26 protein-coding genes, 1 tRNA gene and 1 pseudogene are annotated in these 24,090 nt (G+C 73.8%); 11 read left to right on the top strand and 17 right to left on the bottom strand.

The annotated features are described in order from the left end of the window. Positions 1–5: 5 nt before the first annotated feature. The 3 genes from ABZV94_RS17415 to ABZV94_RS17405 form a co-directional block, all read right to left on the bottom strand. Positions 6–779 (bottom strand): sulfite exporter TauE/SafE family protein, encoded by a 774-nt coding sequence (locus ABZV94_RS17415; protein WP_356341212.1) that lies wholly within the window; start codon positions 777–779, stop codon positions 6–8. A gap of 84 nt (positions 780–863) precedes the next feature. Continuing rightward, complete coding sequence (locus tag ABZV94_RS17410) at positions 864–2,375, bottom strand: long-chain fatty acid--CoA ligase (RefSeq protein ID WP_356341211.1); 1,512 nt, start codon at positions 2,373–2,375, stop codon at positions 864–866. A 73-nt stretch (positions 2,376–2,448) separates the two neighbouring features. Continuing rightward, complete coding sequence (locus tag ABZV94_RS17405) at positions 2,449–3,636, bottom strand: thiolase family protein (RefSeq protein ID WP_356341210.1); 1,188 nt, start codon at positions 3,634–3,636, stop codon at positions 2,449–2,451. A gap of 164 nt (positions 3,637–3,800) precedes the next feature. On the opposite strand from ABZV94_RS17405, the gene ABZV94_RS17400 reads away from it, so the two are divergent. The 5 genes from ABZV94_RS17400 (at position 3,801) to ABZV94_RS17380 (ending at position 7,089) form a co-directional block, all read left to right on the top strand. Further along, entirely contained in the window at positions 3,801–4,610 is an 810-nt protein-coding gene (locus ABZV94_RS17400) for a lysophospholipase (RefSeq protein ID WP_356341209.1), read from the top strand. 84 nt (positions 4,611–4,694) lie between these two features. After that, positions 4,695–5,186 carry a DNA starvation/stationary phase protection protein gene (locus ABZV94_RS17395; protein ID WP_356341208.1) on the top strand — a complete coding sequence of 164 codons (492 nt, stop codon included), beginning with the start codon at positions 4,695–4,697 and terminating at the stop codon, positions 5,184–5,186. A 32-nt stretch (positions 5,187–5,218) separates the two neighbouring features. Next, positions 5,219–5,563, top strand: a complete 345-nt coding sequence (locus tag ABZV94_RS17390) for a DUF3140 domain-containing protein (protein ID WP_356341207.1) — start codon at positions 5,219–5,221, stop codon at positions 5,561–5,563. 13 nt (positions 5,564–5,576) lie between these two features. Further along, a complete protein-coding gene (locus tag ABZV94_RS17385) occupies positions 5,577–6,224 on the top strand; it encodes an endonuclease (protein ID WP_356341206.1) in 648 nt (215 codons plus the stop codon). A gap of 67 nt (positions 6,225–6,291) precedes the next feature. Continuing rightward, positions 6,292–7,089 (top strand): SAM-dependent methyltransferase, encoded by a 798-nt coding sequence (locus ABZV94_RS17380; RefSeq protein ID WP_356341205.1) that lies wholly within the window; start codon positions 6,292–6,294, stop codon positions 7,087–7,089. On the opposite strand, the gene ABZV94_RS17375 is transcribed toward ABZV94_RS17380, so the two are convergent. Then, complete coding sequence (locus tag ABZV94_RS17375) at positions 7,079–7,954, bottom strand: Cof-type HAD-IIB family hydrolase (protein WP_356341204.1); 876 nt, start codon at positions 7,952–7,954, stop codon at positions 7,079–7,081. The genes ABZV94_RS17380 and ABZV94_RS17375 overlap by 11 nt on opposite strands. A 720-nt stretch (positions 7,955–8,674) precedes the next feature. Between ABZV94_RS17375 and ABZV94_RS17370 the strand changes: the two genes are divergently transcribed. Genes ABZV94_RS17370 through ABZV94_RS17355 form a run of 4 tightly spaced genes read left to right on the top strand, consistent with a single transcriptional unit; the run spans position 8,675 to position 12,652 of the window. Further along, positions 8,675–9,487 carry an SAM-dependent methyltransferase gene (locus tag ABZV94_RS17370; protein WP_356341203.1) on the top strand — a complete coding sequence of 271 codons (813 nt, stop codon included), beginning with the start codon at positions 8,675–8,677 and terminating at the stop codon, positions 9,485–9,487. A 39-nt stretch (positions 9,488–9,526) separates the two neighbouring features. Further along, the gene (locus ABZV94_RS17365; protein WP_356341202.1) at positions 9,527–10,930 is read left to right on the top strand and encodes a glutamine synthetase family protein; all 1,404 of its coding nucleotides are present in this window, start codon (positions 9,527–9,529) and stop codon (positions 10,928–10,930) included. A gap of 2 nt (positions 10,931–10,932) precedes the next feature. After that, positions 10,933–12,108, top strand: a complete 1,176-nt coding sequence (locus ABZV94_RS17360) for an amidohydrolase family protein (protein WP_356341201.1) — start codon at positions 10,933–10,935, stop codon at positions 12,106–12,108. Positions 12,109–12,124: 16 nt separating this feature from the next. Beyond that, positions 12,125–12,652 carry an NUDIX hydrolase family protein gene (locus ABZV94_RS17355; protein ID WP_201842046.1) on the top strand — a complete coding sequence of 176 codons (528 nt, stop codon included), beginning with the start codon at positions 12,125–12,127 and terminating at the stop codon, positions 12,650–12,652. A gap of 177 nt (positions 12,653–12,829) precedes the next feature. Here ABZV94_RS17355 and ABZV94_RS17350 read toward each other — a convergent pair. Beyond that, a tRNA-Pro gene (locus ABZV94_RS17350) sits at positions 12,830–12,903 on the bottom strand. Positions 12,904–13,027: 124 nt separating this feature from the next. Between ABZV94_RS17350 and ABZV94_RS17345 the strand changes: the two genes are divergently transcribed. Both ABZV94_RS17345 and ABZV94_RS17340 read left to right on the top strand, forming a co-directional pair. Continuing rightward, positions 13,028–13,735, top strand: a complete 708-nt coding sequence (locus ABZV94_RS17345; RefSeq protein WP_356341200.1) for a transketolase — start codon at positions 13,028–13,030, stop codon at positions 13,733–13,735. Between the two features lie 38 nt (positions 13,736–13,773). Further along, a complete protein-coding gene (locus ABZV94_RS17340) occupies positions 13,774–14,697 on the top strand; it encodes a transketolase (RefSeq protein WP_356341198.1) in 924 nt (307 codons plus the stop codon). Positions 14,698–14,785: 88 nt separating this feature from the next. On the opposite strand, the gene ABZV94_RS17335 is transcribed toward ABZV94_RS17340, so the two are convergent. From ABZV94_RS17335 to ABZV94_RS17280, 12 genes and pseudogenes are all read right to left on the bottom strand, one after another. Then, a complete protein-coding gene (locus ABZV94_RS17335) occupies positions 14,786–16,078 on the bottom strand; it encodes an MFS transporter (RefSeq protein WP_356341197.1) in 1,293 nt (430 codons plus the stop codon). A gap of 123 nt (positions 16,079–16,201) precedes the next feature. Beyond that, positions 16,202–16,561, bottom strand: a complete 360-nt coding sequence (locus ABZV94_RS17330) for an MmcQ/YjbR family DNA-binding protein (protein WP_356341195.1) — start codon at positions 16,559–16,561, stop codon at positions 16,202–16,204. Between the two features lie 71 nt (positions 16,562–16,632). After that, positions 16,633–17,178, bottom strand: coding sequence for a GNAT family N-acetyltransferase (locus tag ABZV94_RS17325; RefSeq protein WP_356341194.1), 546 nt, complete (start codon positions 17,176–17,178; stop codon positions 16,633–16,635). Further along, entirely contained in the window at positions 17,175–17,741 is a 567-nt protein-coding gene (locus ABZV94_RS17320) for an XRE family transcriptional regulator (RefSeq protein WP_356341193.1), read from the bottom strand. The genes ABZV94_RS17325 and ABZV94_RS17320 overlap by 4 nt, the downstream gene beginning before the upstream one ends. Before the next feature lie 46 nt (positions 17,742–17,787). Then, the gene (locus ABZV94_RS17315; RefSeq protein WP_356341191.1) at positions 17,788–18,690 is read right to left on the bottom strand and encodes a LysR family transcriptional regulator; all 903 of its coding nucleotides are present in this window, start codon (positions 18,688–18,690) and stop codon (positions 17,788–17,790) included. A 29-nt stretch (positions 18,691–18,719) separates the two neighbouring features. Next, on the bottom strand, positions 18,720–19,913 hold the full coding sequence (locus ABZV94_RS17310) for a glycine C-acetyltransferase (protein WP_356341190.1): 1,194 nt from the start codon (positions 19,911–19,913) through the stop codon (positions 18,720–18,722). Positions 19,914–19,957: 44 nt separating this feature from the next. Next, on the bottom strand, positions 19,958–20,986 hold the full coding sequence (gene tdh, locus ABZV94_RS17305; RefSeq protein WP_356341189.1) for an L-threonine 3-dehydrogenase: 1,029 nt from the start codon (positions 20,984–20,986) through the stop codon (positions 19,958–19,960). A 198-nt stretch (positions 20,987–21,184) separates the two neighbouring features. Next, entirely contained in the window at positions 21,185–21,760 is a 576-nt protein-coding gene (locus ABZV94_RS17300) for a GAF domain-containing protein (RefSeq protein ID WP_356341187.1), read from the bottom strand. A gap of 60 nt (positions 21,761–21,820) precedes the next feature. Next, positions 21,821–22,420, bottom strand: coding sequence for an ATP/GTP-binding protein (locus tag ABZV94_RS17295; protein WP_356341185.1), 600 nt, complete (start codon positions 22,418–22,420; stop codon positions 21,821–21,823). Beyond that, the gene (locus ABZV94_RS17290; RefSeq protein ID WP_030646844.1) at positions 22,398–22,769 is read right to left on the bottom strand and encodes a DUF742 domain-containing protein; all 372 of its coding nucleotides are present in this window, start codon (positions 22,767–22,769) and stop codon (positions 22,398–22,400) included. Before ABZV94_RS17290 ends, ABZV94_RS17295 begins: the two co-directional genes overlap by 23 nt. A gap of 2 nt (positions 22,770–22,771) precedes the next feature. Further along, positions 22,772–23,206, bottom strand: coding sequence for a roadblock/LC7 domain-containing protein (locus tag ABZV94_RS17285; protein ID WP_356341184.1), 435 nt, complete (start codon positions 23,204–23,206; stop codon positions 22,772–22,774). Positions 23,207–23,289: 83 nt separating this feature from the next. After that, positions 23,290–24,090: pseudogene (locus tag ABZV94_RS17280) on the bottom strand (ATP-binding protein); the annotation flags it as partial.

Here is a 24,090-nt window from a genome sequence, read left to right as displayed (position 1 = left end):
CCGGCTCAGCGCAGGAGCAGTTGCAGGCCGCCCACGACCGTCGCCGCGATGACGAGCTGCTCGAAGAGCCGCTGGTTGATCCGGTCCACGGCCCACTTGCCGAGGAGCGCGCCGGGCACCACGAACACCACGAGCGCGGCGTCGAGGAGCAGCGAGTGCCCGTCGATCAGGCCCAGACCCGCGCTGAACGGCACCTTCGAGACGTTCACGATGAGGAAGAAGAACGCGGAGGTGCCGAGGAAGCCGAGTTTCCGGAAGCCCGCCGACAGCAGGTACAGGGACATCACCGGCCCGCCCGCGTTGGCGACCATCGTGGTGAACCCGCCGAGCACACCGTAGGAGCGTGCCTTGAGGCGGCCCGCCCGGGTGCCGGCCTCCTCCGGGGGCTGCGGGGCGCCGGCCGTCCGCCGGCGCCACAGCGTCACCCCGGCCATCAGCAGCAGGATCGCGCCGATGGAGGTCCGTACGATCCCGTCGTCGGCCCACACGAGGAACAGGGTGCCGGCCACCACGCCCGCCGCGACGGCCGGGAACAGCCGCCACAGCGTGGGCCAGTGCGCGTGCCGCCGGTAGGTGAGGACGGCGAGCACGTCACCCGCGATCAGGACGGGCAGCAGCACGCCGGTGGAGGCGCGGGCGGGCAGGACCGCCGCGAAGATCGCGAGACTGACCGTGTTGGCCCCGCTGACGGCCGTCTTGGAGAAGCCGACGAGCAGGGCCGCGAAGGCGAGCGCCGCGAACCCCCAGCCGGACGTGTGCCAGAGCGTCATCGTGTTCATGGAGGGACCGATGCTATGCACACGCATGGGCCGGGCGTAAGGAGCGTCTCGCCGGTCGGTCCCGGTACGCGGCGGGTCTCCCGCCTACCGGCCGGCGTACCGCGCGCGCAGCTCCCGCTTGAGCACCTTCATGCTGGGCCCGAGCGGCAGCGCGTCCGCGAGCTCCACCCGCCGCGGGTACTTGTGCCGGCCCAGGTGCTGCCTGGACCACTCGGTGAGCGCGGCGGCGTCCGGCGCGGTGCCCGGTGCGGGCACGACGACGGCGCACACCTCCTCGCCGTGCAGGTCGTCGGGCAGGCCGATGACGGCGACCTGGGCGACCTGCGGGTGGCGCATCAGGACCTCCTCGACCTCCCGCGGGTAGACGTTGTAGCCGCCGCGGATGATGACGTCCTTCTTCCGGTCGACGATCCGCAGGAAGCCCTCGTCGTCCTTGACGCCGAGGTCGCCGGTGCGGAACCAGCCGTCCACCAGGGCTTCGGCGGTGGCCTCGGGGCGGCCGAGGTATCCGGAGAAGACGTTGTGGCCGCGGATGACGACCTCGCCCACCTGGCCGGGCGGCAGCAGCTCGATCCGGCCCTCCGCCTCGGCGCGGGCGATCTCCACGTCGACGCCCCACAGCGGGTGGCCGATGGTGCCGGCCTTCGTGCCGAACACCGGCTGGTTGACGGTGGCGGTCGGCGAGGTCTCCGACAGGCCGTACCCCTCGTAGATCTTCGCGCCGAAGGCGTCCTCGAACCGCTCCAGGACGGCCACCGGGAGCGAGGCCCCGCCGGAGACGCACACGCGCAGCGCCGGGAGCCGCTCGGCGTCCGCGGCGGCCGCCGCGAGGGCGACGAACATGGTGGGCACGCCGTGGAAGGTGTTCACGCCCTCGCGCACCATGAGGTCGATGGCGCGGGCCGCGTCGAAGCGGGGCAGCAGTACGAGCGTGGCGCCGGCCCGCCAGGTGGAGTTGAGCGACACGGTCTGGCCGAAGGCGTGGAACAGCGGCAGCGCGCCGAGGGCGATGTCGTCGGCGCGGATGTCGTTGGCGTCGAAGGCGTTGACGGTCGCGTTCATCACCAGGTGGAAGTGGCTGAGGACGGCGCCCTTGGGGACACCGGTCGTCCCGCTGGTGTAGAAGATCACCGCGGGGTCGTCGGCGGCCCGGGTGACGTACGACGGGAGGGGGTCGGCGTCGGCCACGAGCTTCTCGAACTCGGTGCCGAGGGTGACCGCCGGGACGCCCGTGGCGCGTGCGGCGGCCGTGCCGGTCTCCGCCTGGGCCGGGTGGACCAGCAGCAGGGTGGCGCCGCTGTCGCGCAGCACGTGCTCGACCTCCCCGGCGGAGAGCAGCAGGTGCACGGGGACGACGACCCCGCCCGCCGCGGCGATCGCGTAGTACGCCACCGGGAAGTCGGCGGTGTTGGGCGCCATGAGGGCGACCCGGTCGCCGGGCCGTACGCCGAGCCCGGCGAGCGCGCCCGCCTGGGCCAGCGCGCGCCGCCACACGTCGGCGAAGGTGAGCCGCAGGTCCCCTTCGACGAGGGCGGTCCCGGCGGGGCGGCGCCGGGCGTTCTCGGCGAGAATGGCGGCGACGGACAGGGTGGCCATGGAGTGGTGCTCCGTTTCCTTGCTGCGGCTCGTGTACCGGATCCCCGTGCGGGGAGCCCCCGTTGAAGGGTCTCTAGTGCCTCTCGACCAGCACCGCGCTCCCCTGCCCCACCCCCACGCACATCGTCGCCAGCCCCCGCCGCGCGCCCGTGCGGCGCATCCGGTGCAGCAGGGTGGTGAGGATGCGGGCGCCGGAGCAGCCGAGGGGGTGGCCGAGGGCGATGGCGCCGCCGGTGGGGTTCACCAGCTCGGGGTCGATGCCCAGCTCGTCGACGCACGCGAGTGCCTGCGCGGCGAACGCCTCGTTGAACTCGGCCTCCTGGACGTCGCCGATCTCCCAGCCGGCCCGGGTCAGCGCCTTGCGGGTGGCGGGGACCGGGCCGATGCCCATCACGTCGGGGTGGACGCCCGCGGAGGCGCCCGCGATGTAGCGTCCGAGGGACTCCAGACCCAGCTCGTTCAGGGCCTCCTCGCTGACCAGCAGCAGGCCGGCCGCGCCGTCGTTCATCGGCGAGGCGTTGCCGGCCGTGACGGTGCCGTCCGCGCGGAAGACCGGCTTGAGCCGGGACAGCTTCTCCAGCGAGGTGTCCTCGCGGACGCACTCGTCCTGCTCGACCACGATGCCGTCGGGGCGCTCGACGGGCAGGAGTTCGTCGTCGAAGTGGCCGTTCTTGCGCGCGGCGGCGGCGAGCAGGTGGCTGCGCAGGGCGAACTCGTCCTGACGCGCGCGGGAGACGCCGTACCGCGCGGCGACCTCCTCGGCGGTCTCCCCCATGGACAGCAGGCCGTGCAGCTCCTTCATGGCGGGGTTGACCAGCCGCCAGCCGAGCCGGGTGTCGTGGGTCTCGACGCGCTGCGGCAGGGCCTCGTCGGGGCGGGGCAGGACGAAGGGGGCGCGGCTCATGGACTCGGAACCGCCGGCGATCACGATGTCGGCCTCGCCGGCGGCGATGGTCCGGGCGGCGGTGGTGACCGCTTCGAGTCCGGAGGCGCACAGCCGGTTGACGGTGGCGCCGGGGACGGAATCGGGCAGTCCGGCGAGCAGGGCGGCCATGCGGGCGACGTTGCGGTTGTCCTCGCCGGCCTGGTTGGCGGCGCCCCAGTAGACGTCGTCGATGCGGGCCGGGTCGAGCGCGGGCACCTCGGCCACCAGGTGGCGGATCACGGTCGCGGCCAGATCGTCGGGGCGGACCGGGGAGAGGGCTCCGCGCAGCTTGCCGATGGGGGTGCGGCGGGCGGCCGCGAAGTGGACGGGACGCACGGCTGGGACTCCTGACCTACGACGCTGTGGATCAGCACGGACCTCGCGACAGCTGTTCACGCTGTGCGGCAGCATTAATTAGCACTGCTAGTTTTGGACTATAGACCCCCGACCGCCCCACTGGGAAGATCCGCAGGACCTTCCCCGAGGCAGCTGGAGGAGAGATGCCCCACGTCCGCGCGCACGTCCTCGACGGCACGCACGGAGCCCTCGCCGTGCACGAGTGGCCGCACCCGGCCCCCCGCTACCTGGCGCTCCTGGCGCACGGCTACGGCGAGCACGCCGGCCGGTACGCGGGGCTCGCCGCCCGGCTCACCGCCCACGGCGCCGCCGTGTACGCGCCGGACCACACCGGCCACGGCCGGTCGGCCGGGGAGCGGGTGCTGATCGAGGACTTCGAGGACGTGGTCACGGACGTGCGCACGGTGGCGGACACGGCCCGCGCGGCGCACCCCGGCCTGCCGCTGGTCCTGGTCGGCCACTCCATGGGCGGGCTGATCGCGGCCCGCTACGCCCAGCGGTACGGCGACGGGCTGAGCGCGCTGATCCTGTCCGGTCCGGTGATCGGCGCCTGGGAACTGCCGGGGCGGCTGCTGGCCCTGGACGAGATCCCGGACGTCCCGGTCAGCCCGTCCGCGCTCTCCCGGGACCCGGCCGTGGGCGCCGCGTACGCGGCCGATCCGCTGGTCTGGTACGGGCCCATGAAACGGCCCACGGTGGAGGCGTTCGCCCGGACGCTCGACACCGTCGCCCGGGGCGGTGACGTCGGCGCGCTGCCGCTGCTGTGGCTGCACGGAGACGACGACCGGCTGGTGCCGCTGCCCGGGAGCCGGACCGGCGTGGAGCGGCTGAGCGGCGGCCGGCTGACCGCGCGGATCTTCCCGGGGGCGCGGCACGAGGTGTTCCACGAGACGTGCAAGGAGGACGTCTTCGCGGAGGTCCTGGCCTTCCTGGACCGGGTGCTGCCCCGCTGATCAGCCCGTTTGCTCGTGCGCGCAGCGGGCACCCGCCCTGTCGGACATGACCGTGGACAGCTGCCGAAAGGGGATATACGGACCATGACCGTGGTCAAGAGCACGCTGCCCGAGGAGGCGCTCGGCGTCACCGGGACCGCCCTCCAGGACACCCTGGTGGACCTGCTCGGGCTGTCGCTGATCGGCAAGCAGGCGCACTGGAACGTGGTGGGCCCGCGCTTCCGGTCGATCCACCTCCAGCTGGACGAGGTGGTCGCCGCGGCCCGGAGCCACTCGGACACGGTGGCCGAGCGTGCCGCCGCGCTGGGCGTGCCGCCGGACGGCCGGCCGGAGACCATCGCCGCGACCTTCGCGCTGCCCGGCGCCAAGGACGGCTGGCTGCGCGACACGGAGGCCGTGGAGCTGATGGTGTCGGCGCTGGAGGCGGCCATCGGCCGGCTGCGCGAGCGCATCGAGGCGACCGAGAAGGCCGACCCGGTCACCCAGGACCTGCTGATCTCCATCACGGCCGACCTGGAGAAGCAGCGCTGGATGTTCGAGGCCGAGAACCACCCGCGCGACGACGCGGCCCGCTAGTACAGCCACTCCCGTACGGAAGGGACAGACCCATGGCCGACGCCCTGGAGATCGAGGCGCTGTGGGAGGACTTCCACCGCGTGGTGAACATGACCTCGGCGGAACTCGCGGCCTGGCTGAAGGTCCGGGACGCAGGCGAGGAGACGGAACCGCTGCCGGAGGAGGCGGGCACGCCCACCGGGCAGCACGTCCTCGCCATCCTGCAGAAGCGCCGGACCGACCTCACCGACGACGACGTGCGGATCATGTACAAGGTCGTCGACACGGTCGGTGACCTGGTCGACCCGGAGAACGAACCCGAGCCGGAGAGCACGCCGGAGGACACCCGGCGCCGGCACCGGCTGATGACGCTGGGCCACGACCCGCTCAAGCCCTAGCCGGAGCCCGACCATGGACCGGGACGAACGGGTCCTGCGCGAGCTGGTGTCCGCGTACGGGCGGACGTACGCCGAGGAGGCCGGCATCCGGCTGAAGGACACCCCTCAGCCGCTGTACCGGCTCCTCGTGCTGTCCCTGCTGCTCAGCGCCCGGATCCGGGCCTCCGTGGCGGTCGCCGCCGCCCGGGCCCTGCACGAGGACCACCTGGACAGCCCGCGCCGGATGGCCGACACCGACTGGCAGCGGCGGGTGGACGCGCTGGGCCGGGGCGGCTACCGCCGGTACGACGAGCGCACCGCGACCCAGCTCGGCGACGGCGCCGCACTGCTCACCGAGCGCTGGGGCGGCGACCTGCGCCGGCTGCACCGGGAGGCGCACGGCGACACCGGCGAGCTGAAACGGCTGCTCCAGGAGGAGCCGGGCATCGGACCGGCCGGCGCCGACATCTTCCTGCGCGAGGCGCAGCGGGTCTGGCCGGACGTCGCGCCCTACCTGGACGGCAAGGCGCTGGCCGGGGCCGGGCGGCTCGGCCTGCCGAAGGACCCGGAGAAGCTGACCGGGCTGGCCGGGGACACCCAACCGGCCGTGCTGGCCGCCGCGTTGGTCCGGGCGGCGCTCGACCGACAGGTGGCCGAAGACTGTCTGCGCCGGGCCGCGTGATCGTGTCAGACTGCTCCCCGCACGTCCCGGAGTGACCACCGGGACCGAAGCCGTGGAGGAGCATCACGTGACGGGGACCGGGCCGGGCATCCAGGACGGCATCGACACGACCCGGCCGCATCCGGCCCGGGTGTACGACTGGTTCCTCGGCGGCAAGGACAACTATCCGGTCGACGAGGAGCTGGGCCGGCGGATCGCGGCGATCGACGGGGGTGCCCCGAAGGCCGCCCGCGCGAACCGGGCGTTCATGCGCCGCAGCACGCGGATGCTGGCCGTGGAGCGGGGGATCCGCCAGTTCCTGGACATCGGCACCGGCATACCGACCGAGCCCAACCTGCACCAGATCGCCCAGTCGGCGGCCCCGGACGCCCGGGTGATGTACGTCGACAACGACCCCATCGTGCTGGCCCACGCCAACGCCCTGCTGCGCGGCACACCGGAGGGCGTGACGGAGTACGTCCAGGCCGACGCCCGGGAGCCGCGCGCGATCCTGGAACAGGCCGCCCGCGTCCTGGACTTCGGCCGGCCGGTGGCCCTCTCCCTCATCGCCCTGCTGCACTTCATCGCCGACGACGACGGCGCCCACGGCCTGGTGGACACCCTCGTCGGCGCGCTGGCGCCGGGCAGCTGCCTGGTGCTGTCCACCATGACGGCCGACTTCGAACCGGAGAACGTCCAGCGGGGCATCGCGGCCTACGCGGCCGGCGGAGTCACCCTGGTGGCGCGGACGCACGCCGAAGTGAGCACCTTCTTCAAGGGACTCGAGCTGCTGGAGCCGGGCATCGTGCCGGTGGCCGAGTGGCGGCCCGAGGGAGCGCCCGAGGGGCCGGTCTCGCTGTACGGCGGAGTCGCGGTCAAACCCTGACCCCGTCGTACGGCAGGCCCAGCACCCGGGCGACGGTCCGCAGCACGCCGTCCTCGTTGTTGGACGGAGCCAGGTGGCGGGCCCGCCGGATCACCTCGGGGTGGGCGCCCGCCATGGCGAAGGACCACTCGGCGGCGTCGAGCATCTCCAGGTCGTTCAGGTAGTCGCCGAACACCATGGTCTGGGCGGGCGTGATGCCGAACGCCCGCTGGAGGCCGCGCAGGGCGGTGCCCTTGTCGGCTGTGCGGTTCATCACGTCCACCCAGTGCTCGCCGGAGACGACGACCTGGTGGGTGGCGGCGAACTCCGCGAGGGCCGGGGCGGTGGTGTGCTCGGCGGACCCGAAGTCGAACAGCGCGACCTTGATCACTTCGTCGTCCACGGCGGTGACGTCCTCGACGATCCGGTGCTCGACGTAGTACTTGCGCACCTCCGCCAGGAAGGCCTCGTCGGTCCGCTCGACGTACGCCGCCCGCTTGCCGCAGACGACCGCGCCGACGTCCGCGCCGTCCGCGACCAGCCGCCGTGCCGTCCGGGCGACCCCGGCGGCGACGGACCGGTCCAGCGGGTCGGAGCTCAGCTCCACGCCGTCGCGGACCACGTACGTGCCGTTCTCCGCGATGAACACCATGCCCTCGGCGACGTCCTCGAACTGCCGGAAGAGGGTGGCGTACTGGCGTCCGCTCGCCGGGCTGAACAGCACCCCGCGGCGGCGCAGTTCGGCGAGCATCGGCCACAGCCCGTCGGGGATCCGCTTGGCGTCGTCCAGCAGCGTGCCGTCCATGTCGGTGACGATCAGCCGGATGTCGGCGCGGCCTGCGGGCAGGCCGGAGGTGTCGAGGAGGGGCGCGGGCGTGGCGGGCATGTCCTGCTTCCGGTCGGGGGCGTGGGTACCGGTCCAGTGTTCCTCATGCGCCCCGGCACCCCGGAACCGCCTGGGGGTGGGGCGCAGACCTGCCCGGAACCGCCGGGGGCGCGGCTCGACCGGAACCGCGTGAGGTCAGGACGCCCGGAGACCGCAACCGCCGAGCCAAAGCACAAGCGCCCGGAACCGCCCGAGCCGAAGCGCTCGACCGGAACCGCCGAAGGCCAGCGCGCCCCGCAGACCGGGCCCCCCCAAGGCGCGCACAAGCGCCCAGGACCGCCGCAGGCGAAGCATTCGGCTGGGACCGCCGGAGGCGAAGATCGAGCCTCTCCCGAACCCCCGAGCCAAAGCACAAGCACCCGGAACCGCCCGAGCCGAAGCACTCGACCGGAACCGCCGAAGGCCAGCGCGCCCCGCAGACCGGGCCCCCCAAGGCGAGCACAAGCGCCCAGGACCGCCCGAGCCGAAGCACTCGACCGGAACCGCCGAAGGCCAGCGCGCCCCGCAGGCCAGGCTCCCCAAGGCGCGCACAAGCGCCCAGGACCGCCGCAGGCGAAGCACTCGACCGGGGCCGCCGGCGGCGAAGCCAAGCCCTGCCCGAACCGCCGGGGGCACGACGCGCGTGTGTCCGGAACCGCCCGGCGTTCCCGTTTCCCGGGACAGCGCGATCACCGGGGGGCACAATGACGGCGGAGAACCGCACGTGAGAGGGGCGGACAGGTGAGCGAGGTCGACTCCCCGGGAGCCGGATCGGCACGGCTGGACACCACCGTGGCGCACAACGCCCGGGTCTGGAACTACTGGATCGGCGGCAAGGACCACTACGAGGTCGACCAGCGGGTGGGCGAGCGGATCGCCGGGATGTTCCCGGTGATCCGGGCGGTGGCGCGCGCGGACCGGGAGTTCCTGGGACGGGCGGTGCGCTTCCTGGCCGCCGAGCGGGGCATCCGGCAGTTCCTCGACATCGGCACGGGCCTGCCGACGGCCGACAACACGCACGAGATAGCGCAGCGGATCGCCCCCGAGTCCCGGATCGTGTACGTCGACAACGACCCGATCGTGCTCGTCCACGCCCGCTCGCTGCTCACCAGCTCCCCCGAGGGCGTCACGGACTACATCGACGCCGACGCGCACGACCCGGACCGGATCGTGCGGCGGGCCGCGGAGACCCTGGACCTGACCCGGCCGGTCGGAGTGCTGATGCTGGGCATCCTGAACTTCGTGCTGGACACCGGCGAGGCCCGGGACATCGTGCGGCGGCTGATGGCGGCGGTGCCCCCCGGCAGCCACCTGGTCCTCACCCATCCGACGTACGACCCCGACGTGGGCGGCGAGGGCAACGTGGCCGCCATGGAGTTCTGGAACGCCCACGCCACCCCGCCGATCACCGCCCGCGGGCGCGCCGAGATCGCCGGGTTCCTGGAGGGCCTGGACCTGGTGGAGCCGGGTCTGGTGCCGTGCTCGCAGTGGCGCGCCGAGTCGGCGTCCGCCGCCCCGGTGCCGCAGTTCGGCGCGGTGGCCGTGAAACCCTGACCCCGGCCGCGCGCGGTCCTGTCCCGCCGAGGAGGACGTATGACGACTTTCGCCGACCCCGTGCCCGGCGGCCGTCCCGGGGACCTGCGCCGGGTCGCAGGCCTCACCACCGACCTGACCGCCGGTGGCGTGCGCGGCATCGTGCTGGCGTACGTGGACACCGCGGGCGTCTGCCGGGTCAAGACGATCCCCACCGGGCGGCTGGAGGCGGCCGTGTCCTGGGGCGTCGGCATGTCCCCGGTGTTCGACACCTTCCTCGCCCACGACTCGATCGTCACCACCGACGTGCTCGGCTCACCCGACGGCGACCTCCGGCTCTACCCGGACCTGGACGGGTTGGTGGCGCTGGCCGGGCAGCCCGGCTGGGCGTGGGCGCCGGTGGACCGGATCACCCAGGAGGGCGCACGGCACCCCGCCTGTGCCCGGACCTTTCTGCGGCGGATCGTCACCGAGGCCGCCGAACGGCACGGCCTCGCCTTCAAGGCGGCGATCGAGATCGAGTGGTCCGTCGGGCTGGACTCGGCGCCCGCCGGGGAGTTCGTACCGGCCGTCTCCGGCCCGGCGTACGGGGCGATCCGGCAGGTCGGGCTGAGCGACTACACCGCCGATCTGCTGGCCGCGTGCGCCGCGCAGGGCGTGGACGTGGACCAGCTGCACCCCGAGTACGCGCCCGGGCAGTTCGAGATCTCGGTGGGCGCCCGGGACCCGGTGGCGGCGGCCGACCTCAGCGTGCTGGTCCGGCAGACGATCCGGGCGGTGGCCCGGCGGCACGGCCTGCGCGTGTCGTTCGCGCCCGCGGTGTCCGCCGAGGGCGTCGGCAACGGCGGCCATCTGCACCTGTCCTGCTGGCGCGACGGGGTCAACCTGCACGCGGGCGGCGAGCGCCGGTACGGCATGACGGCCGAGGCGGAGTCCTTCGCGGCCGGGGTTCTCGCCCACCTCCCGGCCCTGACCGCGGTCACCGCCCCGAGCCCGGCCAGCTATCTGCGGCTGAAGCCGTCCCAGTGGGCCGGGGTGTTCACCGCCTGGGGCCGCGAGACCCGGGAGGCCGCGCTGCGGATGGTCACGGGCACGGCGGGCCGCCACGACCAGGACGCCAACATGGAGGTCAAACCGGTCGACCTGGCCGCGAACCCGTATCTGGCCCTCGGCTGTGTGATCGCCGCCGGACTGGACGGCGTCACGGCGGCCCGCACGCTGCCCGACGAGATCACCGGCGACCCGGCCCGCTTCGGCCCCGACGAGGCGGCGGCCCTGGGCGTACGGCGGCTGCCGCGGTCGCTGCCGGAGGCGGTGGAGGAGTTCCGCGCGGACCCGGTGCCGCGGGCCGCGCTGGGCCCGGTCCTCGCCGACGCGGTGATCGCCGTGCGGCTCGGCGAGGTGGCGGCCGTCGACGGGCTCGGCCCCGAGCAGGTGGCGGCGGCCTACCGCTGGGTGTACTGACCATGGCCGCACCCGGACCGGTCCACGAGGCCCTCGCCGCGCTGCCGCTCGTCGACCACCACTGCCACGGCGCGGTCACGGCCGACCTGTCCGGCGAGGAGTTCGCGTCCCTGATCACCGAGGGCGCGGCCTGGCCGGACGTCTCCCCCTTCGACAGCCCCGTCGGCGTGGCCGTCCGCCGCCACTGCGCGCCCCTGCTGGACCTCCCCCGGCACGCGCCGCCCGCCGACTACGTGGCCCGGCGCGCCGAGCTGGGCTGGCGGGAGGTCAACCGCCGCTTCCTCACGGCTGCCGGAGCGGGGGTGTTCTGCGTGGACACCGGATTCGCCCCGCACCCGGTCACCACCCCCGCCGAGCTGGCGGCGGCCGCCGGCGCCGCCGCCTGCGAGGTCGTACGGCTGGAGCAGATCGCGGAGTCGGTGGCGGCGCGGGGCGTGGAGGCGGGCGAGTACGCGGCCGTGTTCCGCGCGGCCGCCGAGGAGGCCGTACGGCGGCCGGGTGTGGTCGCCGTGAAGTCGATCGCCGCCTACCGCACGGGTTTCGCCCTGGACCCGGGGCGCCCGGCCGACGCGGAGGTGACGCAGGCCGCCCGGCACTGGCTGGCGCGGGGCGGACGCCTCACGGACCCGGTCCTGGTCCGGCACCTGCTGTGGACCGCCGTCGAGCTGGGGCTGCCGCTGCAACTGCACACCGGCTTCGGCGACGCGGACGTACGGCTGCACCGCGCGGACCCCGCCCTGCTCACCGACTGGCTGCACCGGACCGCCGGCACGATCCCGGTGCTGCTGCTGCACTGCTGGCCGTACCACCGCCAGGCCGCCTATCTGGCCGCGGTGTTCGAGCAGGTGTACCTGGACGTCGGGCTCGCCCTGCACTACACCGGACCGGCCCGCTGCCGGGCGGTGCTGGAGGAGGCACTGGAGATCACCCCGTTCCGCAAACTGCTGTACAGCTCCGACGCCTACGGTGTGGCCGAGTTCCACCACCTGGGTGCCCTGTGCTTCCGGCAGGGCCTCGCCGATCTGCTGCAGGAGCGCGTGGACACCGACGAGTTGAGCCTCGCCGACGCCCTGCGGATCGCGGCCTGGACGGGCCGCGACAACGCCCGCCGACTGTACGGACCGCCCGTATCCGAACCGGCCCGCGATTCCAGCGGGCGCCCCACCCGGAAAGTATGATCAAGCAATGTCTGACATGACCGAGACCACGCCCGGCTGGCTGACCACGGACGAGCTGGAGATGGCCAGGGCCCGGATGCCGATCCTGTACGTCGAGGCCGTGCCCGTGCGCGTGGACGACAGCGGTGAGGTCACCAGCATCGGGCTGCTGCTGCGCATCGGCCCGGACGGCACGGTCAGCCGGACCCTGGTCTCCGGCCGGGTGCTGCACCACGAGCGGGTGCGCGACGCGCTGCTGCGCCACCTGGAGAAGGACCTCGGACCGGTCGCCCTGCCGCGCGTCCCCGCCTCGCTCCAGCCGTTCACGGTCGCGGAGTACTTCCCGACGGCGGGCATCACGCCGTACCACGACCCGCGCCAGCACGCGGTGTCGCTCGCCTACATCGTGCCGGTGACCGGCGACTGCCGGCCCCGCCAGGACGCACTGGACCTCGTCTGGTTCAGCCCCCAGGAGGCCGCCTCCCCGGCGGTGCAGAACGAGATGCCGGGCGGCCACGGGGTCCTGCTGAAGCAGGCGCTGGCCCATGTCGGCCTGACGTTCTGACCGTAGGGGCGGGTTCGGCGGCGGCAGGGGTCGGCGCCCCTGCCCAGGCCGATGACGTCCTGGTGCGCCTGGACATCGCCGGCCCCGCCGACAGAGCCACGGTCGTCTTCGGGGACGCGGACGAGGCCGCCTCCTCATCTCTGAGCAGACGGCCTCTGTCCTGACGACTCCTACGAGTCGGGACGACAGGATTTGAACCTGCGACCCCTTGACCCCCAGTCAAGTGCGCTACCAAGCTGCGCCACGTCCCGGTGCCGTTTGACCTGGGGTTTCCCCGGCCGAACGCGCAGTGAAACAATACCGCACTCGGGTCGGTGGTCGCGCGCCCCTTTCCCAGTTGACCTCAAGCTTGATTGAGGTTGCACGATCGTCGGCATGACGATCGCGACGGACCAGAGCCGTACGTACGGCTACGACGACCTGCCCCGTCTGATGGGGCTCATGACCGGCGACGAGAAGCACGGACCGGCCGCCACCTCCACGCTCGACGTGCTGTGGGTGCTCTACGACCGGGTGCTCCGGGTCGCTCCGGACCGGCGGGACGACCCGGCCCGGGACCGCTTCCTGCTGAGCAAGGGGCACGGGCCCATGGCGTACTACGCCGTACTGGCCGCGAAGGGGTTCCTGCCCGTCGAGTGGCTGCCGGGTTTCGGGTCCTACGACTCCCCGCTCGGGCACCACCCGGACCGTGTGCTGGTGCCGGGGGCCGAGATCGGCAGCGGATCGCTCGGGCACGGGCTGCCGATCGCCGTGGGCACCGCGCTGGGCCTGCGGGCGCAGGGCCGGCTCGATCCGGCGGTCTGGGTGCTGATCGGGGACGCCGAGCTGGACGAGGGCAGCAACCACGAGGCGATCGCCTTCGCGGGGCCCGCCGGACTGGACCGGCTGCACACGGTCGTGATCGACAACTCCTCCGCCAGCCATGCGCTGCCCGGCGGCATCGCCGCCCGCTTCGAGGCCGCGGGCTGGTCCGCGGTGACCGTCGACGGGCGCGACCACGAGGCGCTGTACGGCGCGTTCAGCGCGCCGCATCCCGGCCGCCCGCATGTCGTCGTGGCCCGCGTCGAGCCGAAGAACGCCTGACTTCCCCGGAAATGACTCCCCCGGAAAGAGACTCTCTGATGGACACCATGCGTGACCGTTTCGCCCCCGTCGTCTCCCGGCTGCTGGACGAGGACCCCCGGGTCGCGGTCGTCCTGGCCGAGATCGGCCGGGACGGGTTCCGCGAGGCCGAGCGCCGGCACCCCGACCGGGTGATCAACGTCGGCATCCGTGAGCAGTTGCTGGTCGGCGCGGCGGCGGGGCTGGCGCTCACCGGGCTGCGGCCGGTCGTGCACACCTTCGCCAGCTTCCTCGTGGAGCGGCCGTTCGAGCAGGTCAAGCTGGACCTGGGGCATCAGGGCACGGGCGCGGTGCTGGTGAGTGCCGCCGCCTCCTTCGACTGGCCGGCCGGCGGCTTCACGCACATGGCCCCGGGCGACGTGGCTCTCCTCGACACGCTGGACGGCTGGACCGTGCACGTGCCCGGGCACCCGGACGAGGCCGAGGCGCTGCTGCACCACGCGGTCGCGGCGGGCGACGACCGGGTGTACGTGCGGCTGTCCGTCCAGTCCAACCGGCAGGGGCGGATCATCGACGGCCGGCACTTCGTCCCGGTCCGCGAGGGCCGCTCGGGCGTGGTGATCGCCGTGGGCCCCCTGCTCGACGCCGTCCTCACGGCGACGGAGGGCCTGGACTTGACCGTGCTGTACGCGACGACCGTACGGCCGTTCGACGCGGCCGGGCTGCGCCGGGCGACGGAGGCGGCGGGCACGGACGTCGTGCTGGTCGAGCCGTACCTGGCCGGGACGTCGACCGCCGCGGTGAGCGAGGCCCTGACCGACGTCCCGCACCGGGTGCTCGGCCTCGGCGTCGCCCGCCGCGAACTGCGCCGCTACGGCACGATCGAGGAACATGTCTGCGCACACGGCCTGGACGCGGCGACCTTGCGGGAACGGATCGGGCACTTCCTGGACGCCGGGCGGGTGACGGCGGGACGCGGGTGAGCTGCTGCGCCCGTGTGCCCGGCGTGCGGGGAAGCGGGGCACGTCGGCACACCCGGACCGCCCCGCGGCCCGGACCGGGTCCCTCGCCTCACGGCGCCGCGGACGCCCTCGCGTCGGCTCGGGCCAGGTCGCGGATCGGGGGGACCGCCAGCAGGATGGCCGCCACCGCCACGCTCACCGCCGCCGCGGTCAGCAGGACGTGGCCGGCGCCCAGGGACGCGGCCGCCGGGCCCGCGAGCGCCTGGCCGACCGGCATCATGGCGAGGGAGCCGGCCACGTCGTAGGCGTGGATGCGGTTGAGGACGTCGGCCGGGACCTGGGTCTGCACGGTGGTCGCCCACATCACGCCCCAGAACGACATCCCGGCGCCGGCGACCGCGGCCCCGGCCGCCATGGCCGGCACGCCGAGGCCCGCTCCGACGGTCGCAGGGAAGCCGAAGAAGGCGAAGAGGGAGAGCGCGCCCGCGCGGAGCATGCGGCGGGGGCGCAGCCGCAGGGCGAGCAGACCGCCGACCACCGTGCCCGCCCCGAGCGCGGAGTTGACCAGGCCGTAGGCGCCGGGGCCGTGGTGCCGGACGACCTCGGTGGCCACGAGGGGCACGGTCGGGCCCCATACGGCGATCATGTAGAGGCACCAGACGGCGATCACGCCCCACAGCCAGGCGCGGGAGCGGAACTCCCGCCAGCCGTCGACGAGATCGGCGCGGAAGGCGCGCAGGGCGGAGCCGGTGGCGGCGCGGGCGGCGACGGGGAGCGGGCGCAGCCGCAGGAGCAGCAGGCACAGGGCGCTGAGCGCGTAGGTGGCGGCGTGCGCGGCGAAGACCCCGCCGGGCGAGGCGAGGCCCACCAGGACGCCGGCGACGGCCGGACCGGCGAGCTGGGCGGCGGACTCGGCGATGCGGATCGCGCCGTTCGCGCCCTGGATGTCGGTGGCGAGGCGGGGCACGGTGCTGGCGACGCCGGGCTGGAAGACCGCGCCGGCCACGCCGTTGACGATGCCGATGGCGCAGATCTGCCAGAGCACCACGTGCCCGGTGAAGAACAGTCCGGCGGCGACGGACTGGGTGCCGAGCCGGACGAGGTCGGCACCGATCATCAGCCTGCGGGTGCTGAACCGGTCGGCGACGACCCCGCCGAAGACGACCAGTCCGGCGAACGCGGCGGCCGTGGACGCCATGGCGAGGCCGACCGCGCCCGCGCCGTACCCGTGTTCCAGCAGGCCGGCCGCCAGGGCGACGGGCAGCATGGTGTCGCCGAGGCGGGCGACGGCCCGGGCCACGAAGAAGAGCGCGAAGTCCCGTGACCAGACCGCCGGGGCACCGGCCGCCGCCTCGCGCACGCCCTGAGCGGCGGCGTCCCGCCGCGCGTCCGTTCCGGTCATCCGAGCCATCCCCTCCCCGGTCCGGCGGTTCCCCGTCCGTGCCGCTTCCCGTCCGACGCCGTGGCCTCTTCCCGCCCACCGGGGCGGGATCATGCCACCACCCGGCCGCGCCCGCCGGGCTTTTCAGTCCCCGGCCACAAGCCCCAACTCCGGATGGGCGTCGAGGAGTCGGGACGGGGCCGCCTGGCGCCAGGAGTCGGCCAGGATGTCCCGCAGCTCGTCCTCGTCCTCCAGGGCGGCGAGTCTCGCTCTCACCCAGGCGAACTGCGCCTCGTGGTCGGCGATCCAGAACTTCTCCGGCTCGGCCAGCACCAGTTCGTCGCGCTCCTCCTTGGGGCAGCGCACGGCGATGGACGTCTCGTCCTCGGGGAGGGTCGCGAACATCTTCCCGGCGACCCGGAACGTGGGCATGCTCCAGGCGATCTTCTCCGTGGTGTCCGGCAGGGACAGGGCGATTCGGCGTACGTCGTGTGCATCCGGCATGCCCCGCACGGTAGCTCCTGCCGCTGACAGCCGCCCCTCCCGGCCGCCCCCGGTGCGTCAGCCTCCGTCCCTCACCCGCCGAGCCGCTTGTAGTACAGCGTCGTCGGCCGCAACAGGCCCGCCGGGCTCGCCGCGTAGTCGGGGATGGTCCCGGCCCTGGTCCAGCCGGCCGAGCGGTACAGGTGCTCGGCGGGGCTGCCCGTCTCGGTGTCGAGATGGAGCAGGGTCCGGCCGTCGGCCGCGGCGGCCCGCTCGGCGGTGGCGAGGAGCCGGCGGCCGAGGCCCTGTCCGCGCGCGGAGCGGTGGACCATCAGCTTGACCAGCTCGGCGCGGTGCCGGCTGTTCGGCTTGTCGGGCTGGACCAGGCTGACGGTCCCGGTCACCCGGTCCGCGGGGTCGAGGGCCGCCCAGACGGCGAGCCGGCCCGCCGCCGCGGCCTGCGCCCGCTCCCGCCACCAGGCGACCGCCTCCGCGTGGCCGAGCGGCGCGAGGAATCCGACGGAGGCGCCGGATGCCACGGTGTCGGTCAGCAGTGCCGCCAGGTCGTCGGCGCGGTCGCGTACGCGGGTGCCGTCCCAGCGCTCCACCCTCGTCGCCGTGTCCCCGTGAGGCGTCATGGCCGCACCACCGCCAGCACGTACCGCGCCTCGCCCGGACCGGCGCAGCGGAAGCGGGTCGCGCCGGTCACCCGCATCCGCAGGCAGTCCCCCGCGTCGAGCCGGTGGACCCGGTCCCCGACGGTCACCTCCAGGGCTCCCTCCAGCAGCCACAGGTGCTGTTCCAGGCCGGGCACGGGCGGGCGGTCGTAGGCGATGTCCGCGCCCGGGGTGAGCCGGCCCTCGACCAGTTCGCCGCGCAGGCCGGTGTACGGCGGTGACACGGACCGGCGGACGAAGCCGGAGGCCCGGTCCTCCCACACCTGCTGGTCGGCGGCCCGGACCAGCGGGGCCGGTGCCGCCTCGACCTCGCTGAGCAGCTGGGACATGGTGCGGCCGTAGACGTGGCAGAGCCGGTTCAGCAGGGCGGCGGTGGGGCTGGTCTCCGCGCGTTCGGCACGGGACAGCGTGGACCGGCTGACTCCGCTGCGCTCCGCCAGTTCCCCGAGGGACCAGCCGTGCTGGGCGCGCAGTTCGGCGAGCCGGGCGCCGATGAGGAGATCGACAGCGTCCTCGTTTCTCATATCCGGGACGCTATCCCGGATATGAGACGACGGTGTTACGGAAGCCTCACGCCTGTGCCGCCTCGCCGAGTGCCTCCAGCACCGGGCGGATCAGCGGGTGTCCCTCGGCGCCGCGGCGGACGGCGGCGAAGACCCGGCGGGTCGGGGCGACGCCGTCGACGGGGCGGACGACCACGCCGGTGAGGTCCATGCCGCGCAGCGCGGAGCGCGGGACGAGGGCCACGCCCGCGTCGGCCGAGGCGAGGGCGACGACGGCCCGGAAGTCGTCGGAGGAGTGTTCCAGGCGGGGCTGGAAGCCGGCGCTCTCGCAGGCGAGGACGACCACGTCGTGGCAGGGGTTGCCGGGGTACGGCCCGATCCAGGGGTCCTTGGCCAGTTCGGCGAGGGGGACCTCGGGGGCGTCCGCCAGGCGGTGCCCGAGGGGTACGACGGCGTCGAACGGCTCGGCGTAGAGCGGGACGTGGGTCAGGCGGGGGTCGTCGGCGGGCGGCGCGCCCCGGTACTCGACGGCGACCGCGACGTCGACCTGCCGGTCGAGGACCATGGGCAGGCTGGCGTCGCCCTCCGCGTCCTGCACACGGATCCTTATGCCGGGCGCGTGGTGGGCGAGGCGGGCCACGGCCGGGGCCACGACCTGGGCGATGCCGGTCGCGAAGGCCGCCACGGTGACCGTGCCCGCCTCGCCCGAGCCGTAGGCGGCCAGCTCGGCCTCCGCGCGCTCCAGCTGGGCGAGGACCGCGTTGGTGTGGCTGAGCAGGATCTCGCCCGCCGGGGTGAGCCGTACGCCCTTGGCGCCGCGCTCGACCAGGCGGTGGCCGGTCTCCTGCTCCAGGGCCGTCAGCTGCTGGGAGACGGCGGACGGGGTGAGGTAGAGCGCGGCGGCCGCCGCGGTGACCGTGCGGTGGTCGGCCACCGCACGGAGGATGTGGAGCCGCCGTGCCTCGATCATGCCCCCATTATCCCAGGCGTCCGCCCTGGTCAGGCCGCCAGCTCGGCGCGCGCCGCGACGAAGGCGTCGACCGCGCGGTCGACGTCGTCCGTGGAGTGCGCGGCGGACAGCTGGACGCGGATGCGGGCCTGGCCCTGCGGGACGACCGGGTAGGAGAAGCCGATCACGTAGACCCCCCGCTCCAGCAGCAGTTCGGCCATGCGGGCCGCCCTCGCCGCGTCCCCGATCATGACGGGGGCGATGGCGTGGTCGCCGGGGAGGATGTCGAAGCCCTCCTCGGTCATCCGACGGCGGAACAGCGCGGTGTTCTCGGCGAGCCGGACGCGCAGGTCGTCGGCGGACTCCAGCAGGTCGAGGACCTTCAGGGAGGCGGCGGCGATCACCGGGGCGAGCGTGTTGGAGAACAGGTAGGGGCGGGAGCGCTGGCGCAGCAGGGCGACGATCTCGGCGCGGGCGGCGACGTAACCGCCGGAGGCGCCGCCGAGGGCCTTGCCGAGGGTGCCGGTGATGATGTCGACGCGGTCCATCACGCCGTGCAGTTCGGGGGTGCCGCGGCCGGTCGGGCCGACGAAGCCGACGGCGTGCGAGTCGTCGACCATCACCATCGCGTCGTAGCGGTCGGCGAGGTCGCAGATCTCCGCGAGCGGGGCGACGTAGCCGTCCATGGAGAAGACGCCGTCGGTGACGATCAGGCGGCGCCGGGCGTCGGACGCCTCCTTCAGCTTGGCCTCCAGGTCGGCGAGGTCACGGTTGGCGTAGCGGAAGCGGCGGGCCTTGGACAGGCGGATGCCGTCGATGATGGAGGCGTGGTTGAGGGCGTCGGAGATCACCGCGTCCTCCTCGCCGAGGAGGGTCTCGAAGACGCCGCCGTTGGCGTCGAAGCAGGAGGAGTACAGGATCGTGTCCTCCTGGCCGAGGAACGCCGACAGCCGGGCCTCCAGCTCCTTGTGCACCTCCTGGGTGCCGCAGATGAAGCGGACGGAGGCCATGCCGTAGCCCCAGCGGTCCAGGGCGGCGTGGGCGGCGGCGATCACGTCGGGGTGGTCGGCGAGGCCCAGGTAGTTGTTGGCGCAGAAGTTGAGGACCTCGCCGGGGCGGCCGCCGGCGGTGACGTTCACGGTCGCGGACTGCGGGGTGCCGATGACCCGCTCGGGCTTGTGCAGGCCGGCGGCGCGGATCTCGTCGAGGGTGGCGCGCAGATCGTCGCGGACGGTGTCGAACATGAGGGTGCTCCTGAGTACCTGAAGGTGCTTGCGGGTGAAGGGGGTTACGCGGTCCAGTCCAGGATGACCTTGCCGCCCCTGCCGCTCGCGGCGTCGGCGAAGGCCGCCTCGAAGTCGCGGTAGTCGTACCGGCCGGTGATCACGGGCGCGAGGTCCAGGCCGCCCTCCAGCAGCACCGACATCGCGTACCAGGTCTCGAACATCTCCCGGCCGTAGATGCCCTTGATGGTGATCATCGAGGTGACGATCCGGGCCCAGTCCACCGGGAACTCCTCGGCGGGCAGGCCGAGCATGGCGATCCGGCCGCCGTGCGTCATGTTCGCGATCATGTCGCGCATGGCCTCGGGCCGGCCGGACATCTCCAGGCCGATGTCGAAGCCCTCGCGCAGCCCGAGTTCGCGCTGTCCGTCGGCGATGGTGGACTCGGCGACGTTCAGGGCGAGGCTCACCCCTATCTTGCGGGCGATCTCCAGGCGCTCCTCGCTGACGTCGGTGACGACGACGTTGCGGGCGCCGGCGTGCCGTGCCACGGCGGCGGCCATCAGGCCGATCGGGCCCGCGCCGGTGATGAGCACGTCCTCGCCGACCAGCGGGAAGGAGAGCGCGGTGTGCACGGCGTTGCCGAACGGGTCGAAGATCGCGGCGACGTCGAGGTCGACGGGGACGCGGTGCACCCAGACGTTGGACGCGGGCAGGGCGACGTACTCGGCGAACGCGCCGTCGCGGCCGACGCCGAGGCCGACGGTGGCGCGGCACAGGTGGCGGCGGCCGGCCAGGCAGTTGCGGCACTTGCCGCACACCAGGTGGCCCTCCCCGCTGACCCGGTCGCCGATGCGGATGTCGGTCACGTCCCGCCCGGTCTCGACGACCTGCCCGACGAACTCGTGGCCGAGCACGAGCGGGGTGCGGATCGTCTGCCGGGCCCAGCCGTCCCAGGACCGGATGTGCAGGTCCGTGCCGCAGATACCGGTCCGCATGACCTTGATCAGTACGTCACCGGGGCCGATGGCGGGCTCCGGGACGTCCGTCAGCCAGAGTCCCGGCTCCGCCTTCTCCTTGACCAGCGCCTTCAACGCTACGGCTCCTGTGGGTGAGGCCCGGGCCGCGGGCATGCCGAAGGAGCCCGCACCGGGTCTGAGGGGTGGAATCACCCTGCAATCTGCCGTACGCGGGGGCCCGGGTCCATCGAGCTTTTCTTAACCGGCGCCTCAGCTTTCCTACACGCCCCCCGGAAACGCCCGGCACGCCGCCCCGCGCGGGTGTCCCGCGGGTCAGAGAGGAAGTCCGTCCTGCCTACTCCGTTCGAGGTGTACGACGAGATCGGCGGCGAGCGCCTTGATGGTCTCCAGGCCGGGTCTGCCCCAGGCGCGGGGCGCGGTGTCGGCCGCGCACACGGTGCCGAGCGCCATGCCGGAGCTGTCGATGAGCGGGGCGCCGAGGTAGGAGCGGATGCCGTAGCCGTCGACGACCGGATTGCACGCGAACCGCGGGTAGTCGCGGACGTCCTCCAGGACGAGTGCCTTGCGGCGGACCACCACATGGGGGCAGAAGCCGTGGTCGCGGGGCAGCACCCGGCCGATCTCGGCCCTGGTGCCGTCGTCGCGCACGACCGGGGAGGTGGCCGGGGCGCTCAGGCCAGCGAAGAACTGGTGGTCCTCGCCGATGAAGTTGACCATGGCGTAGGGCGCGCCGGTGAGCTGCGCGAGGTGGCCCGCGAAGGCGTCGAGGCCGGGGTCGGGGCGGTCCGCCAGGCCGAGCCGGCGCAACCGGTGGACACGGGCGGGGGCCTCCTTGTCCTCGGGGGTGAGCAGCAGACCCCGGATGGGCCGGGGCGGCTCGTAGCTCATGGCCGGGCTCCGTCGCTGTGGGCGTACCTCATATAGGGGCTCCGTGGGCGTAGGGCGGAATCACATGTGGGCGCCGTGGCTGGGCGCGGTCGCCGGGGCGTGGGCGAGGAGATGGCGGACGAGGACGAGCAGGGTCTGGACGCCGGAGCTGGAGATCCTGGCGTCGCAGCGCACCACCGGGATCTCCGGGTCGAGGTCGATGGCGGCCCGGACCTCCTCGGGGTCGTAGCGGTGGGCGCCGTCGAACTCGTTGAGGGCGACGATGAAGGCGAGCCCCCGTTCCTCGAAGAAGTCCACGGCGGCGAAGCAGTCCTGAAGGCGCCGGGTGTCGGCGAGGATGACCGCGCCGAGCGCGCCCTCGGACAGCTCGTCCCACATGAACCAGAACCGCTCCTGCCCCGGCGTGCCGAACAGGTACAGCACATGGTGCGGATCGAGGGTGATCCGGCCGAAGTCCATGGCCACCGTGGTCTCCATCTTGTTCTCGACGCCGTCGAGACTGTCCGTGCCGACGCTGACCGTGGTGAGCAGCTCCTCCGTGCTGAGCGGCGCGATCTCGCTGACCGCGCCCACGAAGGTGGTCTTGCCGACGCCGAACCCGCCCGCCACCAGGATCTTGAGCGCGGTCGGGAACGGGTCAGAGCTGTCGTCGTAGTCCATCGAGCACTGCCTCCAGCAGAGACCGGTCAGTGGGAGTGTGGTGGTACACGGGCGGCTTGGTGGTCAGCGCGCCGCAGTCGACCAGGTCCGAGAGCAGCACCTTGGTGACCACGGCGGGCAGTTTCAGCTGGGCGGCGACCTCGGCGACCGAGACGGGCGCGCGGCACAGGTCGAGCGCTTGCGCGTGCTCGGGGCCGAGGTAGCCCAGCGGGGTGACGCCGGTGGCCATCACCTGCGACATCAGGTCGAGGGCGATGCTGGGTTCGGTGCGGCCGTTGCTGACCGTGAACGGCCGTACGAGCCGTCCGGCCGCGTCGTCCAGCCAGGGCCCGTCGCCGGCCGCGGCCACGCTCAGGGCCTCGTCGCCGTGGATTCGACGGCGTGCTGCCGGGGCGCGGTGACCAGGTAGGGGCGGACGCTCTTGACCAGCATCGCCATCTCGTAGCCGAGCACCGCGGCGTCGGCCTCGCGGCCCGCCAGCACGGCGAGGCAGGTGCCGGAGCCGGCGGTGGTGACGAACAGCAGGGTCGCGTCGAGTTCGACGACGACCTGGCGGACGTCCCCGCCGTCGCCGAACCGGACGCCCGCGCTGCGGCCGAGGGAGTACAGGCCGGAGGCCAGGGCGGCCATGTGGTCGGCGCTGTCGGCGTCCAGGCCGTGCACGGACTTCACCAGCCCGTCGCAGGACAGCAGGACCGCGCTGGTGGTGTGCGGTACGCGCTGCACGAGGCCGCTCAGCAGCCAGTCGAGGTCGGAGGCGTGGACGGTCGGCGCATCGCTCGCCATGGTGGATCGACTCCTTGGGGTACGAGGATCAGCGGGAGCGCTGGGGGTGGGGGTGCGTCGTACGGGTGCGGGGGCGGAGGCGGTCATCCGGCCGGGGCGCTCCCCTCGGTCCGGCCGGTGCCGCGAACGCCGTCGACTGCGGGCGCGTGGGCGTGCGCCTGGGGTATGGGGGCCGGGGACGCGGGGTCCGGGGCCGGGTGGAGCGGGGTGGCGGGGGCGGGGGTTGAAAGCGGGGTGGTGGCGGGCTGGGCGGTGTGGCCTGGCCTCGTGTAGTCCGCCCCCCTGTGCGGCTGGCCCGTGTGCTCCCGGCCCGTGTGCTGTGACCCCGTGCCGTCGGGAGGGCGGTGTTCCGGACGTGCGCGTGTCGGCTCGGTCGGTCCCGGTGCGGACACCGGCAGGTGCGCGCCCGTCATGTGTCCGGCATCCATGTGTCCGGCATCCATGTGGGCAGAACCCATGTGCCCGTGCGCCGTGTTCTCGTACGCCGTGTTCTCGTACGCGGGCTCCTGATGCTCGGACTCCAGGCTCTGCTGGGCCTCCGCGAGTCCGATGCCGCGCTGGAAGGCGGCCATCAGGCCGGGGTCGTGACCGGCGACGGTGTCGCTCTCCTGGCGGGGCAGCGGGCCGCCGCGCAGCTGCGGCACGATGTGCTCCTGGGCGCGCCGACGGGGCAGCCGGGGCTTGTCCATCGTGCCCCGGACCGGGCCGCCGCGCGGTGTGGGCAGGACGCCCGTGTGCGCCTCCACCGCCGCCCTGTCCTCGGCACCGATGCCGGGCGCGGCTCCCGCGGGTGTGGGCCGTGCCTCTTGGGCACCGCGCACGGGAAGCGGGGCCGGGGCGCCCCCGTGGCGCCCGCCCGCACCGTCCTCGGTCCCGCGCCGCCC

The organism is Streptomyces sp. NPDC004658 (assembly GCF_040609555.1).
Lineage (GTDB): Bacteria > Actinomycetota > Actinomycetes > Streptomycetales > Streptomycetaceae > Streptomyces.
Note: the sequence above shows the minus strand (reverse complement) of the source record. Positions and strands in the feature narration are given on the sequence as shown.

Bases quoted from the DNA above. Each gene is read 5' to 3' on its own strand.
- ABZV94_RS17390 (WP_356341207.1), top strand. From the start codon at position 5,219: ATGGCCGACGCCCTGGAGATCGAGGCGCTGTGGGAGGACTTCCACCGC.
- ABZV94_RS17295 (WP_356341185.1), bottom strand. From the start codon at position 22,420: ATGGACTACGACGACAGCTCTGACCCGTTCCCGACCGCGCTCAAGATC.
- ABZV94_RS17400 (WP_356341209.1), top strand. From the start codon at position 3,801: ATGCCCCACGTCCGCGCGCACGTCCTCGACGGCACGCACGGAGCCCTC.
- ABZV94_RS17320 (WP_356341193.1), bottom strand. From the start codon at position 17,741: ATGAGAAACGAGGACGCTGTCGATCTCCTCATCGGCGCCCGGCTCGCC.
- ABZV94_RS17345 (WP_356341200.1), top strand. From the start codon at position 13,028: ATGACGATCGCGACGGACCAGAGCCGTACGTACGGCTACGACGACCTG.
- ABZV94_RS17325 (WP_356341194.1), bottom strand. From the start codon at position 17,178: ATGACGCCTCACGGGGACACGGCGACGAGGGTGGAGCGCTGGGACGGC.
- ABZV94_RS17415 (WP_356341212.1), bottom strand. From the start codon at position 779: ATGAACACGATGACGCTCTGGCACACGTCCGGCTGGGGGTTCGCGGCG.
- ABZV94_RS17285 (WP_356341184.1), bottom strand. From the start codon at position 23,206: ATGGCGAGCGATGCGCCGACCGTCCACGCCTCCGACCTCGACTGGCTG.
- ABZV94_RS17410 (WP_356341211.1), bottom strand. From the start codon at position 2,375: ATGGCCACCCTGTCCGTCGCCGCCATTCTCGCCGAGAACGCCCGGCGC.
- ABZV94_RS17340 (WP_356341198.1), top strand. From the start codon at position 13,774: ATGGACACCATGCGTGACCGTTTCGCCCCCGTCGTCTCCCGGCTGCTG.
- ABZV94_RS17315 (WP_356341191.1), bottom strand. From the start codon at position 18,690: ATGATCGAGGCACGGCGGCTCCACATCCTCCGTGCGGTGGCCGACCAC.
- ABZV94_RS17385 (WP_356341206.1), top strand. From the start codon at position 5,577: ATGGACCGGGACGAACGGGTCCTGCGCGAGCTGGTGTCCGCGTACGGG.
- ABZV94_RS17360 (WP_356341201.1), top strand. From the start codon at position 10,933: ATGGCCGCACCCGGACCGGTCCACGAGGCCCTCGCCGCGCTGCCGCTC.
- ABZV94_RS17300 (WP_356341187.1), bottom strand. From the start codon at position 21,760: ATGAGCTACGAGCCGCCCCGGCCCATCCGGGGTCTGCTGCTCACCCCC.
- ABZV94_RS17355 (WP_201842046.1), top strand. From the start codon at position 12,125: ATGACCGAGACCACGCCCGGCTGGCTGACCACGGACGAGCTGGAGATG.
- ABZV94_RS17310 (WP_356341190.1), bottom strand. From the start codon at position 19,913: ATGTTCGACACCGTCCGCGACGATCTGCGCGCCACCCTCGACGAGATC.
- ABZV94_RS17330 (WP_356341195.1), bottom strand. From the start codon at position 16,561: ATGCCGGATGCACACGACGTACGCCGAATCGCCCTGTCCCTGCCGGAC.
- ABZV94_RS17375 (WP_356341204.1), bottom strand. From the start codon at position 7,954: ATGCCCGCCACGCCCGCGCCCCTCCTCGACACCTCCGGCCTGCCCGCA.
- ABZV94_RS17365 (WP_356341202.1), top strand. From the start codon at position 9,527: ATGACGACTTTCGCCGACCCCGTGCCCGGCGGCCGTCCCGGGGACCTG.
- ABZV94_RS17335 (WP_356341197.1), bottom strand. From the start codon at position 16,078: ATGACCGGAACGGACGCGCGGCGGGACGCCGCCGCTCAGGGCGTGCGC.
- ABZV94_RS17395 (WP_356341208.1), top strand. From the start codon at position 4,695: ATGACCGTGGTCAAGAGCACGCTGCCCGAGGAGGCGCTCGGCGTCACC.